This is a genomic window from Novosphingobium chloroacetimidivorans (assembly GCF_014204535.1).
GTDB lineage: Bacteria > Pseudomonadota > Alphaproteobacteria > Sphingomonadales > Sphingomonadaceae > Novosphingobium > Novosphingobium chloroacetimidivorans.
Map to the genome: position 1 here is coordinate 22,852 of NZ_JACHLR010000009.1, position 17,344 is coordinate 40,195.

16 protein-coding genes are annotated in these 17,344 nt (G+C 66.7%); 1 reads left to right on the forward strand and 15 read right to left on the reverse strand.

Translation table 11 applies throughout. The features are described from left to right. Positions 1-59 precede the first annotated feature (59 nt). From HNO88_RS11290 to HNO88_RS11315, 6 genes are all read right to left on the reverse strand, one after another. Entirely contained in the window at positions 60-2,537 is a 2,478-nt protein-coding gene (locus tag HNO88_RS11290) for a TonB-dependent receptor (protein ID WP_184245167.1), read from the reverse strand. A 116-nt stretch (positions 2,538-2,653) separates the two neighbouring features. Next, the gene (locus tag HNO88_RS11295; RefSeq protein WP_184245169.1) at positions 2,654-2,851 is read right to left on the reverse strand and encodes a YezD family protein; all 198 of its coding nucleotides are present in this window, start codon (positions 2,849-2,851) and stop codon (positions 2,654-2,656) included. Positions 2,852-3,082: 231 nt separating this feature from the next. Next, positions 3,083-3,526, reverse strand: coding sequence for an RrF2 family transcriptional regulator (locus tag HNO88_RS11300; RefSeq protein ID WP_184245171.1), 444 nt, complete (start codon positions 3,524-3,526; stop codon positions 3,083-3,085). A 74-nt stretch (positions 3,527-3,600) separates the two neighbouring features. Beyond that, positions 3,601-4,398, reverse strand: a complete 798-nt coding sequence (locus HNO88_RS11305; protein WP_184245173.1) for an outer membrane protein assembly factor BamD — start codon at positions 4,396-4,398, stop codon at positions 3,601-3,603. Between the two features lie 98 nt (positions 4,399-4,496). Beyond that, positions 4,497-5,345: a TauD/TfdA dioxygenase family protein gene (locus tag HNO88_RS11310; protein WP_184245175.1), complete on the reverse strand. Its 849-nt coding sequence runs from the start codon at positions 5,343-5,345 to the stop codon at positions 4,497-4,499. A gap of 117 nt (positions 5,346-5,462) precedes the next feature. Then, positions 5,463-6,083 carry a TetR/AcrR family transcriptional regulator gene (locus HNO88_RS11315; RefSeq protein ID WP_184245177.1) on the reverse strand — a complete coding sequence of 207 codons (621 nt, stop codon included), beginning with the start codon at positions 6,081-6,083 and terminating at the stop codon, positions 5,463-5,465. A gap of 161 nt (positions 6,084-6,244) precedes the next feature. Here HNO88_RS11315 and HNO88_RS11320 point away from each other — a divergent pair, with 161 nt between their 5' ends. After that, a complete protein-coding gene (locus HNO88_RS11320) occupies positions 6,245-7,483 on the forward strand; it encodes a glycosyltransferase family 87 protein (protein WP_184245178.1) in 1,239 nt (412 codons plus the stop codon). 203 nt (positions 7,484-7,686) lie between these two features. On the opposite strand, the gene HNO88_RS11325 is transcribed toward HNO88_RS11320, so the two are convergent. The 9 genes from HNO88_RS11325 to cofE all read right to left on the reverse strand — a co-directional run bounded on the left by HNO88_RS11325 (position 7,687) and on the right by cofE (position 17,298). After that, complete coding sequence (locus HNO88_RS11325) at positions 7,687-8,553, reverse strand: alpha/beta fold hydrolase (RefSeq protein WP_184245180.1); 867 nt, start codon at positions 8,551-8,553, stop codon at positions 7,687-7,689. A 102-nt stretch (positions 8,554-8,655) separates the two neighbouring features. Continuing rightward, positions 8,656-9,804, reverse strand: coding sequence for an alpha-hydroxy acid oxidase (locus HNO88_RS11330; RefSeq protein WP_184245182.1), 1,149 nt, complete (start codon positions 9,802-9,804; stop codon positions 8,656-8,658). A 10-nt stretch (positions 9,805-9,814) separates the two neighbouring features. Beyond that, complete coding sequence (locus HNO88_RS11335; protein ID WP_184245184.1) at positions 9,815-11,122, reverse strand: LLM class flavin-dependent oxidoreductase; 1,308 nt, start codon at positions 11,120-11,122, stop codon at positions 9,815-9,817. 91 nt (positions 11,123-11,213) lie between these two features. Further along, the gene (locus tag HNO88_RS11340) at positions 11,214-11,672 is read right to left on the reverse strand and encodes a hypothetical protein (RefSeq protein ID WP_184245186.1); all 459 of its coding nucleotides are present in this window, start codon (positions 11,670-11,672) and stop codon (positions 11,214-11,216) included. Positions 11,673-11,714: 42 nt separating this feature from the next. Further along, positions 11,715-12,125 (reverse strand): helix-turn-helix domain-containing protein, encoded by a 411-nt coding sequence (locus HNO88_RS11345; protein ID WP_184245188.1) that lies wholly within the window; start codon positions 12,123-12,125, stop codon positions 11,715-11,717. A 270-nt stretch (positions 12,126-12,395) separates the two neighbouring features. Further along, positions 12,396-13,118, reverse strand: a complete 723-nt coding sequence (locus HNO88_RS11350) for an RraA family protein (RefSeq protein WP_184245190.1) — start codon at positions 13,116-13,118, stop codon at positions 12,396-12,398. Between the two features lie 130 nt (positions 13,119-13,248). Continuing rightward, positions 13,249-15,576 (reverse strand): 5-amino-6-(D-ribitylamino)uracil--L-tyrosine 4-hydroxyphenyl transferase CofH, encoded by a 2,328-nt coding sequence (gene cofH / locus HNO88_RS11355; RefSeq protein ID WP_184245192.1) that lies wholly within the window; start codon positions 15,574-15,576, stop codon positions 13,249-13,251. Next, positions 15,563-16,528: a 2-phospho-L-lactate transferase gene (gene cofD, locus HNO88_RS11360; protein ID WP_184245194.1), complete on the reverse strand. Its 966-nt coding sequence runs from the start codon at positions 16,526-16,528 to the stop codon at positions 15,563-15,565. The genes cofH and cofD overlap by 14 nt, the downstream gene beginning before the upstream one ends. Further along, a complete protein-coding gene (cofE, locus tag HNO88_RS11365) occupies positions 16,525-17,298 on the reverse strand; it encodes a coenzyme F420-0:L-glutamate ligase (protein WP_312857060.1) in 774 nt (257 codons plus the stop codon). Before cofE ends, cofD begins: the two co-directional genes overlap by 4 nt. Positions 17,299-17,344 lie beyond the last annotated feature (46 nt).

Consider the following 17,344-nt stretch of genomic DNA (forward strand, 5'->3'; position numbering starts at 1 on the left):
CCCCGTTCTACGAAGTCACGGTGAATGCAGGGGAAAAATTTGCCTCCGGATTCCTACGGTCAGAAGCTGTACTTGATCGTACCGCCCCAGGTGCGCTGGTCCCCGGGCTGACCGGCGATCAGGCCGGTGTTGCCGGGCGCGACTTGCAGCAGGTCGATGTAGTCCACGTCGAAGGCATTGCGCACCCAGCCGAACACATCGAAGTCGTCCGCCCGGAAGCCGGCGCGGAAGTTGGTCAGCGCATAGCCCTTCACCTCGGTGTAGATCGAGGGCGAGGCGTTCGAGTTCCACTTCGAGCGGTAATTGCCGTCAACGCCGAAGTAGATCTGCCCCTCCTTGCTCAACAATTCGACCGGCGCGTTGACTTCGGCGCCATAGGAGAACGCCCACTTCGATACGCCGGGCAGGCCCTGCCCTGAGATGTCGCACTGACGCGGGCTGAGCGCGCCGGGAACGCCTGGCTGCGAGTAGTTTGCCGGAGCGCCCGCAGGCTGCAGCGTACCGCCCGAGAGTTCCGGCGGGCACGGCGCGTTGGTGAACTTCTTGTACTTGGCGTCGGTGTAGGCGCCATTGGCGTAAGCGGTGAAGCGATCGCTCGGGCGCACCTTGAAGTCCGCCTCGATACCTTGTGAGCGCACCTTCTCGGCATTGGCGAGATAGCCGCGCACGGTGCCGAACTGGCCGCCGTTCACCGTCGCCTGGAAGTTCTTGATCTCGGTGCGGAAGGCGGTGAGGTTGAAGGTCGCACGGCGATCCCAGAACTGCGTCTTCAAGCCGACTTCGAAGTGGTGGACCGATTCGGGCTTAACCGTGCCGGCATCGTAGTTGACGGTGTTGTCGGCGTTGAGCGGCAGGCCGTTCTGGTTGATGCCCAACGTCTTGAAGCTCTTGGCATATGTCGCGTAGGCCAGCACGTCACGCGCGATTTTGTAGTTGACGTTGAAATCGTACGTGAAGTTCCAAGCGCTGTCGGACGGCGCGCTGATCTGCGGCTGGTACACACCGCACTGCGCCGCCAGCACCGAGCCAGCCGCCGGGGCGGGGCTGCAGCTGATCACCTGGCCTTGGCCGTTGGTCACGACGCGCTGGTAGAAGCCGGACTTCTTGTCGTAGTTGAGGCGGACGCCCGGCTGGATCGTCAGCTCGGGCGTCACGTGCCAGGCCACCTGGCCGAACAGCGCCGCGCTGGTGCTCTTGAGGTACTGAGTGTTGCTGGCGGTCAGACCCTGGAGGATCGCCGGCTGGCTCGCCTGCGCGCCGGTCAGGCTCCAGCGGCTGGCGTCGGCGCCCTGCTGCTCGGTGCCCTGCGTGTCGATGCGCTGCTTGAAGCCGAACAGGCCAGCGACGAAGTCGAACTTGTCGCTGCTGTAGTTGTAGCGGAACTCCTGACTGTACTGGTCCTGCTGCGAGGGGTTCTGCGACTTGGAAACGATCGACAGGCCCGTGAAGTCACGGTCGTTCTCGGGCTTCCAGTCCCAGAAACGCCAGGCGCTGACCGAGGTGAAGGTGCCGCTGCCGGTGTCCCAGACCACGCGGGCCGAGGCGCCGCCGATCTTGTTGCCCGCGTTCAGGCTGCTGTCGAGATCGGACAGGCGATCGTACGGGTTGCGGCTGGGCACGGCGTAGGGCGCGACGCCGCGCGCGGCACGGTCAACGTTGATCGCCGCGACCAGCGCGTCGTACTGGCGATTGAGTGCGCGCTGCGTGCGGCCCACGCGCACAAAGACGGTACCGACGCCCTCGGGGTTCTGCTTGCTGTAATCGCCCGAGAGGGTGATGCTGACATCGTCGTTAGGCTTGAACAGCAGCTGGCCGCGCAGGCCCAGGTTGTCCTGCTCGTTGATGTAGCGGTCGGTCGTGGTGTTGAAGTAGATGCCACGACGGCTGGTGGTGGCGAGCGCCAGGCGGGCGGCGATCTTGTCGGTCAGCGGGCCGGACACCGCGGCCTTGGCCTGCCTGTAGTCGAGGTTGCCGGCCGAGACTTCGGCGCGTGCCTCAAAGTCGAAGGTCGGCTGGTTGGTCGTGATGTTGATCGCGCCGGCGGTGGTGTTCTTGCCATAGAGCGTGCCCTGCGGACCGCGCAGCACTTCGACTTGCGCGACGTCGAGGAAGTCGAACACGGCGGCGGCGACGCGCGAGTTGTAGACGTCGTCGATGTAGATGCCGACGCCCTGCTCGAAGCCGTCGCTGGTCAGGCCGAACGGCACGCCGAGACCACGGATGTTGACCGAGGTGTTGCGCGGGTTGGAGCTGTAGACCTGGAGCGTGGGCGCCAGCTGCTGCAGCTTCTGGACGTTGAAGTTGCCCGTCGCCTCGATGCTGTCACCCCTGATGACGGAAATCGCCAGCGGCACCGCCTGCGCCGTTTCCTGACGGCGACGCGCGGTGACGATGATGACGTCACCAGACGCGGCGCGGGAGGACACCCCGCCGTCCTGAGCCGGCTGCTCGGCCGGCGCGGCCTCTGCGGCAAAGGCCTGGACCGGCGCGATAAGCGCGGTCGATGCAATCAAGCTTAGGCGAACGAACGCTTTCATGTTTCCAAATCCTTCGTAGGAAATTGGCAGCCCCGGTCTTTCTCCGGCCCCCACCGTTGAGTTGAGATCTTGCATTGTCGGGCACGCCCCCCCGCCCCCGCAGGCAGGCGCGCGCGTCAGGTGAAGCGCTGGCGCTCCGTGACGTCGAGCTGCACCACCTTTCCGTCGTGAACGGTGAGGTGGACCGCACCATATCTCAGGCGCGACAGAGCATCGGCGACCGCTGCCAGGGTGGCGTTGTGCGCGGCCTCGCCCCGCGTCGCACCATTGGCGCGATCTATCCTGGTGGGTTCAGTGGTGTTCGGCAGTCCCATGAGTCGCTCCCTTCGGCGACCCGTCTAACTCTACTTTGAAGATAGACAACGCAAGTTGATGTTGCATGCGCCCAAGCGAAACTTTGTTGAGCCAACTCGAACGGTAGAGTTTTCCTGAGCGTCTCCGAAAGGGCTAGCTCCGGCAGATTGCGCGCGCAGGCAGGCACCCGCCACCAAGTGGTTCATCGTTGCCGGAACCGGTCCCGGGTCGGGCCCGGGACGACGATGCATTCAGGCTTCCGGCTCACCCACAAACGGCGGCTCGGGCACGATCGGGTCGGCCAGGGACATGCGGTCGAGCATCGTGGCCATTTCGTCGCGCAGCAACAGCATCAGGCCGCGCAGGCGGCAGTCGGCCTCTGGCAGGCAATTGGCGCAAGTCTCGTGCGCGTTGCGGCTGGCGCAGGGAACCAGCGCGAGGCTGCCGCGGGTAATGCGGATGATGTCGCCATAGCGGATGTCGACCGGGGGCAGCGCCAGCTCGTATCCCCCGGACCGCCCACGGTGGGAGATCACGATGCCTTCGCGCACCAGTTCGGACAGGATGACGGTGAGGAACTTGCGCGGGATGTTCTGCGTGGTCGCGACTTCGTCGAGCCGGACCGGACCCTGCTTGTAGCGGTCGGCCAGGTGCTGGAGAGCGCGGATCGTGTAGCGGGTCTTCTGCGAGAGCATGCCCGCAGACTCAACGCCTGCGGAACGCGAATGTCAACTTCGTAGCTTGATGGCAGCGCAGTTAAGCGTGCACCTCAGGACGCGATCACCTCGGGCGCATGGCGGCCGAGCAGCTTGTAGGCGCGCTCATACCAGACGCTGCCGGGATAGTTGCGCTGCAGCACGGCGGCCGCCTTCTGCGCCTCGTCCGGCACGCCGAGCGACATGTAGCCCTCGACCAGGCGATAGAGCGCTTCGGGTGCGTGGCTGGTGGTCTGGTAGTTGTCGACGACGTTGCGGAAGCGCAGGCTGGCCGCGAGCCACTTGCCGCTGCGCTCGTAATAGCGGCCGATCGTCATCTCCTTGCCCGCCAGGTGATCGTTGACCAGGTCAAGCTTGATCTTGGCGTCGGAGGCGAAGCTGGTGGTGGGATAGCGGCGCACCACGTCGGTCAGCGCCTGCTTGGCCTGCAAGGTGATCTTCTGGTCGCGCGTCACATCGCTGATCTGCTCGTAGTAGCACACCGCGATCAGGTAGTAGGCGTAAGGCGCGTCCTTATTGCCCGGGTGGATCGAAAGGAACCGCTCGGCCGATTGCACCGCCTTGTTGTAATCGCGCGCGACGTAGTAGCTGAACGCGCTCATCAGCTGGGCGCGGCGGGCCCAGGGCGAATAAGGGTGCTGGCGCTCCACCTCGTCGAACAGCGCTGCGGCCTGCTTGGTCTGGCCTCTGTCCAGCCGGTCCTGCGCTGCGGTATAGAGCGTATCGACATCGCGCGCGACGTAGGCAGTGTCCTTCTTGGCACCACCGCGCCCCGCGCACCCGGCCGTCAGGATCATCGCTCCTGCAGCGGCGGCGAACAGGACGGGCTTCAATCGCGAATGGTCGAGCATGGCGGGTCTATAGCTAGGGTGCGGCTGAACGCCAAGTGAAAGGCGGGGCGGCTTTCAACAGGTTGGAAGCAGGTTAGCGACCGGGTCGACGCGGTCCTTCATGCGTAGGCGAATGCCTCTTCGCCCTCAAGCTTGGTGCGGTGCATCATGCGGCCGCAGGTCGGGTCGTAGGATTCGGCGCGGTGCATGGTGCCGGTGTTGTCCCAGATCACCAGGTCGCCGATCTCCCATTCATGGCTGTAGGTGAAGTCGGGCCCGGTCGCCCAGTCGCGCAGGCCGTGGATGATCCTGGCGCTCTCCATCGGGCTCTTGCCCTCCACCGCGACGGCGGTGCAGCCGATCACCAGGCTCTTGCGGCCCGACTTGTGCTTCCAAACCAGTGGCAGCACTTGCTCGCCGATGCCCATGTAGCCCTGCAGCTTGGCCAGGCTTGGCTCCGGCTCGTAATAGAACAGCGACTGCCAGGGGCCGTGGATGACCTTGTACTTTTCGTACTCGGCCTGCTTGTCTTCCGGCAGAGCCTCGAAGGCGCTGTAGGTGTTGGCAAAGCCGGTGTTGCCGGTGCCCTTGGGCGAAGGCTTGATGCAGGACAGCAGCGAGGCAAGGATCGGCACGTCGTTGCGAGTGCCGTCGATGTGCCAATAGAGCGAGCCCTTCAGATACTCGGCGGCGGACGGGTTCTCCTTGGCGTCGAGGGTGATCTTGGTGATCGTCTCGCCATCGTCGCCCTCGGGCGCGAACGTGCCGAGGGTCTTGGTGAAGGCCACCTGCTCCTCGCTGGTGAAGCCGATCCGTGGGAATACCAGAACGCCGCGCGCTTCGAGCAGATCGCGGATCTCCCCAGCGATCTCGCCGGAGAGCAGTTCATCCTTGGTGTTGAGCACGCGCGAGCCGATCCTGGGCTTGATCTCTTCGGCGCGAAGGACGGTTTTGGTGGTGACGGACATGAACGTTCTCTCCCGGGCGACCTTATGGGAACACTGTTCTTGCGCTATAGCGCGCCCAGACCCGTCTCGTCCAGCGACGTCATGGCGATCAGGTAGATCGCGGCGGCCGCATGCGGCTCAGGCCTGCTGGTTGTCCTCCTGCGGCCTGGTCCGCGCGCGATCGGTGAGCCGGCCGAGCCAGTCGCGCACGAAATCCAGCGCCTCCTGGTGGCCCGATTGCACCCCCAGGTTCTCTTCCATGACGATCGCTCGGCCGATGCCGGCGAGAACGACGCTGAGGCCGGCCGGCGGACAACCGTCCGGACCCAGCAGGCGATCGCCGAGGACATGGCTCAGGATCTCGACCTGCCGCCGGCGCATCGCCTCGCTGTGCTCGGCCATCGTCGCGCGCAGGGCTTCGCGGTGATTGGCCATGGCCATGAATTCGAGCGCCATGGCGGTGCGGCTGGTATCGACGAAGAAGCGCCACAACGCCGCCACGGGATCGTCCGAGGCGAGCGCCTCCTCGATCATCCGGTCGCTCTCCGCCGCGCCCTTGCGGGACACCTCGATCAGCAAGTCGTCGGTGGTGGGGAAGTAGTAGTGCACCAGCGAGGGCTTGAGCCCGGCGCGTGCCGCGATGCGCCGCGTGCTGACGGACGCGGAGCCTTCGTCACGGATGAGATCCTCGGCCGCCTTGACGATGAGCGCCCGCGTGGCGGACGTCTCTGCTCCAATCCTGCGCGCTGCGACCGCCATGGCAAATCCTTCCTCGCCACGCGTTGCGGGAGTGTGTCGGCCAAGTCAACTCGGGGGCGGGCGCGGGGTGGCTCGGTCGCTTGCAGAGGCCCTGCCTTCACCAAGCTTCAACGCTATCCACGTACACACGCCCGCTACGAGGCTGGCGGAGGATCGCTCGGGTGGACGGATCAAGGGCGGATCGGCACGCCAGGTGGGTGCGGGCCTGGCCGCTGCTGCTGGGCGCGCTGGGCTTGCTGCTGGTGCTGCATCACCTCGCCGAGTTCGCGCAAGTGCTGCGCGAGGGTGTCGGGCAGGCATCGCTGACGCTCGACTTCCGCACCTACATGTGCGGCAGCGCCGACCTGATCCGTCCCTACGACATCTGTCACAACGACGAATTCGTCAGCGGCTTCGTCTATCCGCCGCCATCGATCCTGTACTTTCACGCGCTGTCCCGCCTGCCGATCCAGACCGCGTTCCTGATCCACTCGGGCATCGTGGCGCTGTGTCTCGCCGCGGCCTGTGCGATGATCGTGGCGCTGCTGCCGGAGGGCCGCCGGCACTCGTGGACGGCCATCGTCATGGGACTGGGGATCGCACCCATCGGCACTTGCCTCGCGGCCGGGCAAGTCAACGTGCTGCTGATGGTCAGCGCCGTTGCCGGCGTGTGGTTCGCCTCGCGCCAAATGCCGGGCCGAGCCGGCGTCGCGATCGCGCTGGGCTTCTGGCTCAAGATCTACCCGGCGCTCGTCCCGGCGCTGTTCCTGACCCGCGCCAAGCTGCCTGCCGCCGTGGCCACGGTGCTGTGGACGATCGCCATCGGCCTTGCCGGGTTGCTGTGGGCCGCGCCCGAGCTCTACCGGCAGTACTTCGTGGAGCTGTTGCCGCACGCGCAGGGCTACACGATGCCCGGCGTCGCCTACTCGATCGCGGGGGCCGCAGCGTATATTGCCGCCGGCGGCGGCGCGCCGGTGCAGCACTTCGTGCCGATCCCAGAGGCGGTCCAGTGGCTCTCGAAGGCCGTGCTCGGCGCCGGCATCCTGGCCGCCATGGCGCACCAGCGGCTGACGCAGGACTCCCGGCCGCTCGACAGCCTCAACGTCCTGCTGTGCGCCTCGCTGATCGCCGCGCCCAACGCCTGGGGCTATCACTACGCGATGATCCTGCCCGCGATCGTCGCCGCCCTCGCCCGCGAATTCGCACGTCCGACCTGGGCGCTGCCGCTGGTCCTCGGCTGCTGGCTGGCGCTGGTCGTGCCGGGCTGGACCGACCCGCCCGGCCTGATCGCCAGCCAGCCGCTGCTGAACGTGCCCTTCCGCGAACGCTACGCCTTGGCGGCGGCGGTGCTGCTGGTGCTGACGATGCTGCAACTAATGCCGGTGCGACCCGCAGCTCGATCGCGGCAAGAGCGCTCGTAACCGGCCTGGGCTAAAAGCGGGAGAACCTGCCGGACCCGTCCCGCCCCCGCGCAGGTGGGGCCGCTGCTCTAAAAAAGCGCTGCGCAAGATAGAACAAGCGAGTTACCCGCCTTCGCGGCCGACGGGATCGGGGTGGAAGCCGCGCCCCCAGCAACCGAGGCCTCCCAGCCTCAGGCGACGCAAGCGGGCAACCCTTGCCCTTCCTATCCGCCGATGAAGTCTAGTATCTGCGGCACCAGCTTGGGCCAGCTGCGGAACAGCGTGTGGCCTTCCGTGCCCGCCATCGTCTGGCCCGAGCGGTAGTTCCACTCGTTGTCCTCCCACGGCGGATCCTGCATCAGCGAGTGCGGCACCAGGCGATGCACCCACTCGCTGGTGGCGCGGGTGTGCGACAGGTCGCTCTTGCCGCTGCGGAACACCAGCACCGGCATCGTCAGACGGGCGAAGTCGCGCGGCGTCATGCCCGGCACCGGCGAGACTTCGGACGGCACGTAGGCCGCCGCCCAGCGCTGCATCACTTCGATGAACTTGGCGGGATCCTGCGCCTTGATGAATGCGCGCGATTGCTCGCTCTTCTGGAAGTTCTCGGCCCAGGAGGTCGCCTTCATCACTGCTTCCATGCCACCCACGCTGGCCAGCGTGCCCGCCTCCCCGCAGTAGTAGGTCGCCAGCTGCATGAGCCCGATCGGATCGCCCGAGATCCACCACAGCACCAGATGCGAGCAGATCTCGGGATCGCGCGCCGCCGCGAGCATCGACACCCGCGATCCGCCCGAGCCGCCGGCGATCACCGTGGGCCCGAGATCCAGCTTGCGGATGAGCCCGGCGAGCGCCTCTGCCTGGGTTTCGGACTCGCTCGCGCCCAGCAGTGTCGCATCGGAGTAGCCGCAGTTCGGGCGATCGTAGATCAGCACGCGCTTGCCCGCCTTGACGAACTCCTCCGCCATTTCGCGCAAACCGGGCACGTCCATCGTGAAGCGACCGCCGGGGGTCAGCGCGACGGCGGGATCGCCTTCCTTGCCGAGCAGCTCGTAAGCGATGTTGATCCCGTTGACGTCGATCTTCTGCATGGCGCTCTCCCAAACCTGTTTGAAGTACCGTTCAATGTCGGCGCCGGGTTGGCAAGTCCCCACGGGCGGATATCGTCGTACCGGGCTTAACCCGGAACGACGCTACGCCAGATAACTGCGATCCAGGTCGTGGAGCCGATTTACGCCGACCATTGCCATCGCCACGTCGATCTCGTTCGCAAGCAAGGCGATGGCGTGCGAAGCGCCCTCCTCTCCGCCGGCAGCGCAGCCGTAGAGGGTCGCGCGGCCGATCAGCACCGCCTTGGCGCCGATGGCCAGCGCCTTGACGATGTCGGCTCCGCGCCGCACCCCACTGTCGAACAGCACGGTGAGGTCCTTGCCCACGGCATCGACGATCGCCGGCAGCACCGTGATCGCCGGCGGCGAACTGTCGAAATTGCGCCCACCGTGGTTCGAGACTGCGATGCCATCGACGCCATGCTCCACCGCGAGCCTTGCGTCCTCGACGCTGAGAATACCCTTCAGCACCAGCTTGCCCTGCCAACGCCGGCGCAGCTCGGCGACATCGTCCCAGCACACCGACGCCGAGTTCGCGACGCGGCTGACGACCCCGGTCAGCTTGCCCCCTACCGCCGCGGGGTAATTCGCGAACTGCGGCAGCCCACCGTTCAGGTAGTAGCGCGCGATCACCGAGGCGAACCAGCTCGGGCGCTTTAGAAAGTCGCCGACCAGCGTGGCATTTGGGCGGATCGGGTTCGACATGCCGGCGCGCTTGTTGAACTCGCGCAGCGGCCACATCGGGGTGTCGACGGTGAGCACCAGCACGTCGGCGCCGCTCTCTCCAGCGGCATCGACCACGCGCCAGGACAAGTCGCGCCGCTCCCACAAGTACATCTGCATCCAGTGGCCGGACGTGGCGCACCGGGCGATGTCGGCGAAGCTGGTGGTCGAGCTGGTGGTCTGGGTGAAGGGGATGCCCGCCCTGGCTGCCGCCGTCGCGATCGCCCGCTCGCCTCGGTATGACAGCAGGTCGGACACACCCGTAGGTGCGATGACGATAGGCAACGGCTGCTTGCGGCCGAACAGTTCGATGGAGGGATCGCGCTCGGCAACGTTGCGCAGCGTGCGCGGGATCAGGTTGATCGCCTGAAGCGCGGCGACGTTGCGGGCGATCAGCAGGTCGTCTTCCGTGCCGCGTTCGATGAACTCGAAGATGGCGCGCGGCAAGCGACGCCGCGCCAGCTCGCGCAGTTGCGCGATGTTGTGCGCCTTTGCCGCGTAAGTTCCCACGCGCGCTGCGTCAGTTCAGGCCGAGGTTGGCGCGGAAGGTCGTGCCTTCGTACTCGGTGCGGTAGACGCCCTTCTGCTGCAGGATCGGCACGACCTGGTCGACGAAGTCCTCGACCGAGGAGGCCATGACGGTGGGCGTCATGTTGTAGCCGTAGCAGCCCGTTTCGCGCCAGATCTGCTCCAGGCGATCCGCCACCTGCTCGGGCGTGCCGACGATCTGCGGCTTGCCGACTGCAAGCCCCCAGCGGATCGCCACTTCGCGCAAGGTAAGCGGCTTGTCGCCAGCGATGTTGGAGAAGGCCTTCATCAAGCCTTGCGAGGCCTGCGTCTCGATCTCGGCCAGCGGCTGGTCCAGGTCCATGCCGGCGAAGTCCACGCCCATTGTGCCCGAAAGGCGCGCCAGGCAGCCGTCGATCGGCAGGCGCTCGACCAGATCCTGCAGCTTGCGCCTGGCCTCCTCCTCCGTGCCGCCGACGATCGGCTGGACGCCGAAGCTGACGGCCGGCGTTGTCTTCCCCGCGGTCCGGGCCGCTTGCGCCAGGTCGGTCATGAACCGCTTCATGCCCGCGACGTTCGGCTGGATCGAGAACACCACGTCGGCGTGGCTCACCGCGAACTGCTGGCCCCGGCCCGAGCTGCCCGCCTGGAACAACACGGGATGGCCCTGCGGCGAAGGCAGCACCGGCGAGACGGTCTGGCAGGAGAAGAACTCTCCCTGGTGGTCGATGAACTCGACCTTGTCCGGGTCGGCATAGATGCCAGCTTCCCGGTCGGCCACAACGGCGCCCGGCTTCACCGAGTTCCACAGCTTGTAGCAGACCTCCATGTACTCGTCGGCGCGGTCGTAGCGGCGGTCGTGGTCGAGCTGGTGCAGGCCCAGCGCGCGATGCTCGCCGCGCAAGTGCCCGGTGACGATGTTCCAGCCGACCCGCCCGCCGGACAGGTAGTCCAAGGTGCCCAGCTGACGCACGATGGTCCACGGCTGGTACGAACTGGTCGACATCGTCGCCGCCAGGCCCAGGTGCGTCGTTGCCGCGGCGAGCGCGCTCAGCAGTACCACCGGATCGAAGCATGGCCAGCACACGCCGTACTTCACCGCATCCTCGTGGCTGTCGCGATAGCGGTCGAACACGCCGGGGGTATCCGCGAAGAAAACACCGTCGAACTTGCCGCGCTCCAGAGTGCGGGCCAGATCCTGCCACAGCTTCAACTCACCAAGCGCTTCGAGGCGGTTGTCGCCCGGCGCCGCCCAGCTCAGCAAAGTGTGGTTGACCGGCGAATTGATCAGGAAGCTGACGAGGTGGATGTGCTTGTTCATGCGAACGGCCGATCTGCTTGTGGATCCTCTCGTCCGGGTCATGTGCGCTCAGCAAACCGGCAGCAAGCGAAATCGGCCGTAATGTATCCAATCAGTGTGAATTTGCTGTGGCCGTCCAGTCCGGGTACCTACGCCCGAGACGAAGCTGGCGGGATCGATGGGCTGATAGACCGACAGTCAATGCGACGAGTTGCACGAGCGACGCACAGGCATCGATCCACTCACACGCCGCACGAGCTTCCCTTCCCAACACCTGCAGCAACACATGAGCGGCGATGGCGATGATCTGGCCTCCGCCAAGCCACAGGGGATACACCCGATTGGCTCTCAATGCGACTGCACAGAACAAAATCAGCAGGCTCAACTCCAGCGCGAAGTAGACGCTGAAGTGCTCGGTTGAAAATTCGCGGCCGATCAGCACGGCGCAGCCCTCCTCCAATAGGAGATTGCCGAGGAACGCCGTCGTGAGAACACGTTCCGGAGCCGAGCCATAGCGGGTCGCGAGCGCGCAGGTGGCGGCAGCGGCCAGCAGCAACAGGTCCTGGAACATCACGATCGCGCCGGCACGCGCAAGACAGCTTGCCGCGGATGGTCAGCCATCGCCCGTCAGCGCCCGCGCCACGCCGAGACTGGCCAGCGCCACCAGCAACAGCCCTGCCGCAATCACCACCATGGCGGCGAGACGGTTCAATCCGGCGTTCGGCCCCACCATCGCGCCTGGCAGGATCCAATCGGCCGCGTACCTTTGGAAGGCTCCGACCAGCGGGTCGGATTGTAGCGCGTCCACGCTGGGCGGGATCGGCGTGCAATCGAAGAAGCCGCTTTCGAGATAGCGGCGGTAGGCGCGGGCAAGCTCCGCGCGTGGCGGATAGCCGGCCCGATTGCGTACTGTCTCGATCCGCTGCACGATCGCACTTTCTGAGACCTGCAATCGCACCGCAATTTCCTTGCTTGTACGATTTTCAGCCAGGCACGCAAAAACTTCATGTTGCTTGGCAGTCATCCTGCTGAATACTTCATGGTATGACTGACTGTGCAAGTGCTCAACAGGCACTTCGTCTTGAGCCGCAGTATCATTCATCTAACGCCGTTGCCCCCCAGTCCGGGCGGCAGCGTCGCGCTGCCCTGTTTTACCTATGTTTACAAAGGGGCTGCGGCGTCAAGGGCAAACGCTACCTCACCGCCAACGGCTCATCGTAATTCTTCTTTTTACTTCGCCACACAGGTGGGGATGCCGACAGGATGAGCCCGCGCCGGCATCGGCGATCACAGCTCAGGCGTCGTCCTGCCAGCTGCAGTCCTTGATCTCCAATCCCATCTCCGCAGCGGCTTCGCGGAAGCCGAGGATGTCGAAGGGACGTTCGCCCGCTTCGATCCGTGCCCGGATCCCGACCTCGGCCCGGGCGCGCTTCTCCGCGCCTTCGACCGCGTGCCGCAGCAGCGCGCGAGGGATGATCAGCACGCCATCGGTGTCGGCACAGACGACATCGCCGGGCTCTACCAGCACGCCATCGACCGTGAGGGGCACGTTCACCGCCGCGGGGCCGCGCTTCTCCGGGTGCTCGACCGAAACCGCCGTCGACCAGATCGGAAATCCGAGCTCGCGAATGGCATCGATGTCACGGGCGGCGCCTTCGACCACCGTGCCGACAAGACCCTGTTTCTTGGCGAAGCCGCAAGCGACATCGCCCCAAAGCGCGCCCTGGTGACCGCCGCCATTGGTCAGCACCAGCACGTCACCTGCCTGCGCGACTTCCAGTGCGCAGTGGATTGCCAGGTTGTCGCCCGGGTAGTTCCAGGCAGTGATCGCCGGTCCTACGACCGTGCCCTGCCCGTTCTGGCGTGCCTGCATGCGCGGGCTCATCAGGCACATCCGGCCAGCAACCGCGCCGAGGCCCTCGTGGAGGTCGGCGATGCCGAACTTGCGGGCGCGTTCGATCAAGGCAGGGTCGGGGCGAGGTATACGTTTGTAGACGACGGACTTGAGGGGACGCATGGCACTCTCCGCATGGCTTACGTGCTTATCAGCAAGCCATTCTCTCGCACCTGAGCGCCACCCGCACAACGCCAATATATACATTTGCTGCGTCTAGCTGCTCTCCTTCACAGCAAAGATCTGCAAGAGATCAGACCAGTTGTGCCACCGCACGCGCCTCGGCCTCGCCATAGAGGGTGGTGCGCCGCTTCAGCGGTCGACCTGCCATTGCCGCCGCCGCTCGCAAGTCGTCGACGCTGACGTCCTGGCCATGGCTGGCGCCCGCGGCGCGGCTGATGCTCTCGTTCATCAGGACACCGCCCAGGTCGTTGGCGCCGGCCGCGAGAACCGCCGCGGCACCTTCGACGCCCAGCTTCACCCACGAGCACTGGATCGAGGAGATCGACCCATGCAGGGCGAGCCGCGCGACCGCGTGCATCATCACCGCCTCGCGCCACGTCGGACCCTTGCGGCTCTGGCCGCGCCGATAGAACGGCGCTTCCATGTGGACGAGCGGCAGCGGCACGAACTCGGTGAAGCCGCCGGTCCGGTCCTGCTGGCGACGCAGCGCGAGCAGGTGCCGCGCCCAGTGCTCGGGCCGTTCCAGGTGGCCGAACATGATCGTCGAGGTCGTCGGCAGGCCCACCTGATGCGCGGCGCCGACCACGTCCAGCCACTCCTGCGTCGTCAGCTTGTCCGGGCAGATCTGGGCGCGGATGTCGTCGCACAGGATCTCGGCGGCCGTGCCGGGGAGCGAGCCGAGGCCCGCGTCCTTCAGCATGCGCAGGTAGTCCGACACTGCCATGCCCAGCGTACGCGCGCCTTGGCTGACCTCCAGCGGCGAGAAGGCGTGGACATGCAGGTCGGGACACTCCGCCTTCACCGCGCGCAGGATCGCCAGGTAAGTCTCGCCTGTATACCGCGGGTGGATGCCGCCTTGCAGGCAGACTTCGGTCGCGCCGCGCTCCACCGCCTCACGCGCGCGGCCCGCGATCTCGCCGAGATCGAGATCATAGGGTTTGTCGCGCAGGCCGCCTTTGCTGCTGGTCTTGGAAAAGGCGCAGAACGAGCAGGCGTGCGTGCAGATGTTGGTGTAGTTGATGTTGCGGTTGATGACGTACGTCACCGCCTCGCCGCTCACTTGCGCACGCAGGGCATCGGCGGCGTCGACCACCGCTTGCGCCGCCGCATCGCGCGTGGCGAACAGCGCGACGATTTCGTCTTCGCCAAGCCCCTCGCCCGCAGCCGCGCGGTCGAGGATGCGGTGCAGTTCGATGGCGACCGGACCATCATGGCGCGCGCCCAGGGGCCAACTCGGCGTGCCTGGCGCCGGATCCGGAACGCCCGGGCTCCAGCGGCTGTCGCGGCCCAGCCCTTCGCTGTCGGACAGCTTCAGCACGGCAGGACGCAGCGCCGGATCGATCCACGAGCGGTCGTCGGTAGCGACGAAGCGCGGGTAGACGGTCAGCCGCTCGACCAGTGGCAGGCCTGCTCGCGCGCAGATCGCGGCCAGGCGCTCGACCTCCGGCCATGGTGCCTCCGGGTTCACGTGGTCCTGCGTGACCGGCGAGATTCCGCCCCAGTCGTCGATGCCGCAGTCGATCAGCTCGGACAGACGCTCGTCGTTCAAATTGGGCGGCGCCTGCACCGAAACCTCGTCGGGCAGCACGATCCGCGCGGCTGCAATGACGCGCAGGAAGTCGGACTCGGTCGCCTCGGACGCCTCGGCCATCTTCGTGCCGGGCTTGGGGCAGAAGTTCTGGACGATCACTTCCGCCAAATGGCCATGCTCGACATGAAGGTCGCGAAGGGCCAGCAGCGCCTCGATCCGCTCCTCCGCCGTCTCGCCGATGCCGATCAGGATGCCGCTGGTCATCGGCACGCGCGCGCGACCGGCGGCGGCGATAGAGGCAAGGCGTACCGCGGGCACCTTGTCGGGCGAACCGTGGTGACAGGCGCCTTTCTCCAGCAACCGGTCCGACGTGCTCTCCAGCATCAGCCCGCCAGAGGCCATGACGGGACGCAGCATGCTCCAGTCGTCCTCGTCGAGCACGCCGGCGTTGACGTGCGGCAGCAGGCCGGTTTCCTTGAGCACCAGCTCGGCGCAGTGGCGCACGTAGTCGATGGTGCGCTCGAACCCATGCTCGGCCAACCATTCGCGCGCCACCGCGTAGCGGCGCTCGGGTGCATCGCCGAGCGTGAAGAGCGCTTCCTTGCAGCCCGCGGCCGCACCCTGGCGGGCGATCTCCAGCACTTGGCCGGGCGTGAGGTACGGCGCTTCCAGCCGCGAGGGCGTGGTCGCGAAGGTGCAGTAGTGGCACACGTCCGTGCACAGGCGGGTGAGCGGGATGAAGACCTTGCGCGAATAGGTCATCCGCATGGGGCGGGACCGGTCGCGGCGCATGCGGGCCTCGGCCTGAAGCTCGGCCAGCGGAGCGGAAAGGAGTCGGTTCGTCAGTGCACGGTCAGCGGGCGCCATGGTCTTCCAGTTCGATGCGGGCAGCTGCCAGTGCTACGCGCGCAAGCCTCTCCCGATCATTGGCTTCGCACATGACTGTTCCCGTTATCGTGACCGAAAGGCCAAGCGCGCGCAACCCCTCTGCGTCGCCCGCGTCGGCTTCGTCGATGATCAGGTGGTCGGCCAAGCCGCTGTAATGCCGGGCGATGGCCAGGTTGTTCGCCTCCGCGCCCAGTTCGGCCAGCAGCTTCCCGAGCGGCCCTTTCAGCGCCTTGCCGCCGACCAGCGGCGACACCACGACCAGCGGCACCGAGCGGTTCCGCAAGGCCTCGCGAACCCCGTCAACCGCCAGGATCGGGTCGACGCTAAGGTAGGGATTGGAGGGGCAGACGATCACCGCGGCTAGGTCCGGCCGGGCCAGCGCAGCGGCCAGCGGGCGCGAGGGCCGCGCACCCGGGACGCCGTCGAAGCGGATCGCGCGGGCGACCGGACGACACTGCTCGCGCACGAAGTAGTGCTGGAAGTCCAGGATGCCGTCTGCCGTGACCACTTGCGTGCGGACTGGATCGTCGCTCATCGGAACGATCGCGTGCGCGATGCCGAGCCCCTGCGTAAGCCGCGTGGTGACCTGAGACAGCGTCTCGCCCGCACGCAGCCGCCAAGATCGGGCCAGATGCATGCCGAGATCGCGATCGCCGAGGTTGAACCAGTCCTCCTCGCCCAGTGCGCGCAGCATCGCCATGGCCTGCCACGTCTCGCCCGCGACCCCCCAGCCGCGCTCCGTGTCGTTGAGACCGGCCATGGCATACGTCACCGAGTCGATGTCCGGGCAGATGGTGAGGCCCAGGTGTTCGAAGTCGTCGCCCGTGTTGACGGCGATGGTCAGGTCCTCGGGCGAGAGCACGGCCGCCAGGCCCGCCGCCAGCTTTGCGCCGCCCACGCCGCCGGACAGTGCCAGGACGTGGCCGCTCATCGGAACATGTCCTGCGCGATCGGTCGCAGTCCGCTGGCCGCGCCCGGGCCGTCATCTTCGCCGACCCACGCGCCACACCCCCGCACCAGCGCCGCGGGCGTGCCCTCGTCGCTTTCACCCATCGCCAGCGCGGCGATCGCGGCAATCGAATCCGCCACTGCGATCTGCGTCGCCTGCAAGGTGCGGCCGAACAGGTCGACGCCGGTGCCGCGCCTGTCCTCGACCACGGTGAGCCCGGCGCAGCCGATCGCCGTCCCCACCGTGCCCACCCGCCAGGCCCGGCCCATGCTGTCGGCGATCACCACGGCGGGCCGCACGCCGGTCAGCGCGGCGATCTCGGCTCGCAGGGCGCGGGCGGACGCATCGGGGTCGACCGGCCAGAGCAGCACGGTGCCGCTATCCCCGCCGTCCACGTTCGAGGCGTCGATCCCGGCGTTCGCCAGAACGTGCCCGGTACGGTGGCGGGCAACGATCGCGACGGGCGTGGTGCGCAGCAGTTCCGTGCTCTCATCCAGGATGAGCTGCACCATCTCGGGCTCTCGCCCCGTCTCCGCAGCGATCCGGCGGGCCTCCTCGCCCACCTCGACCGTCGACAATGCGACGAGCCGCCCCTCGCGCTTCGAAACGATCTTCTGGGCAACGACCACGATATCGCCGGACGCCAGCACTTCGCCGGCGCGATCAATCGCCGCGCAGACCTCTCGTGCGACGTCTGTGCCGGCTGCGAAAAGCGGCATGCCGTGCAGGGAAATGGCGCGGATCGCAGTCACCGGGCCCGCCTTGGCTGAGGATGTCCCGATTGCATCGATGCTCCCA

Coding starts and splice junctions, on each gene's coding strand:
- cofD (WP_184245194.1), bottom strand. CDS start 16,528: ATGAGCGGCCACGTCCTGGCACTGTCCGGCGGCGTGGGCGGCGCAAAG.
- HNO88_RS11345 (WP_184245188.1), bottom strand. CDS start 12,125: ATGACTGCCAAGCAACATGAAGTTTTTGCGTGCCTGGCTGAAAATCGT.
- HNO88_RS11325 (WP_184245180.1), bottom strand. CDS start 8,553: ATGCAGAAGATCGACGTCAACGGGATCAACATCGCTTACGAGCTGCTC.
- HNO88_RS11310 (WP_184245175.1), bottom strand. CDS start 5,345: ATGTCCGTCACCACCAAAACCGTCCTTCGCGCCGAAGAGATCAAGCCC.
- HNO88_RS11305 (WP_184245173.1), bottom strand. CDS start 4,398: ATGCTCGACCATTCGCGATTGAAGCCCGTCCTGTTCGCCGCCGCTGCA.
- HNO88_RS11290 (WP_184245167.1), bottom strand. CDS start 2,537: ATGAAAGCGTTCGTTCGCCTAAGCTTGATTGCATCGACCGCGCTTATC.
- HNO88_RS11350 (WP_184245190.1), bottom strand. CDS start 13,118: ATGCGTCCCCTCAAGTCCGTCGTCTACAAACGTATACCTCGCCCCGAC.
- cofH (WP_184245192.1), bottom strand. CDS start 15,576: ATGGCGCCCGCTGACCGTGCACTGACGAACCGACTCCTTTCCGCTCCG.
- HNO88_RS11340 (WP_184245186.1), bottom strand. CDS start 11,672: ATGTTCCAGGACCTGTTGCTGCTGGCCGCTGCCGCCACCTGCGCGCTC.
- HNO88_RS11300 (WP_184245171.1), bottom strand. CDS start 3,526: ATGCTCTCGCAGAAGACCCGCTACACGATCCGCGCTCTCCAGCACCTG.
- HNO88_RS11295 (WP_184245169.1), bottom strand. CDS start 2,851: ATGGGACTGCCGAACACCACTGAACCCACCAGGATAGATCGCGCCAAT.
- HNO88_RS11335 (WP_184245184.1), bottom strand. CDS start 11,122: ATGAACAAGCACATCCACCTCGTCAGCTTCCTGATCAATTCGCCGGTC.
- HNO88_RS11315 (WP_184245177.1), bottom strand. CDS start 6,083: ATGGCGGTCGCAGCGCGCAGGATTGGAGCAGAGACGTCCGCCACGCGG.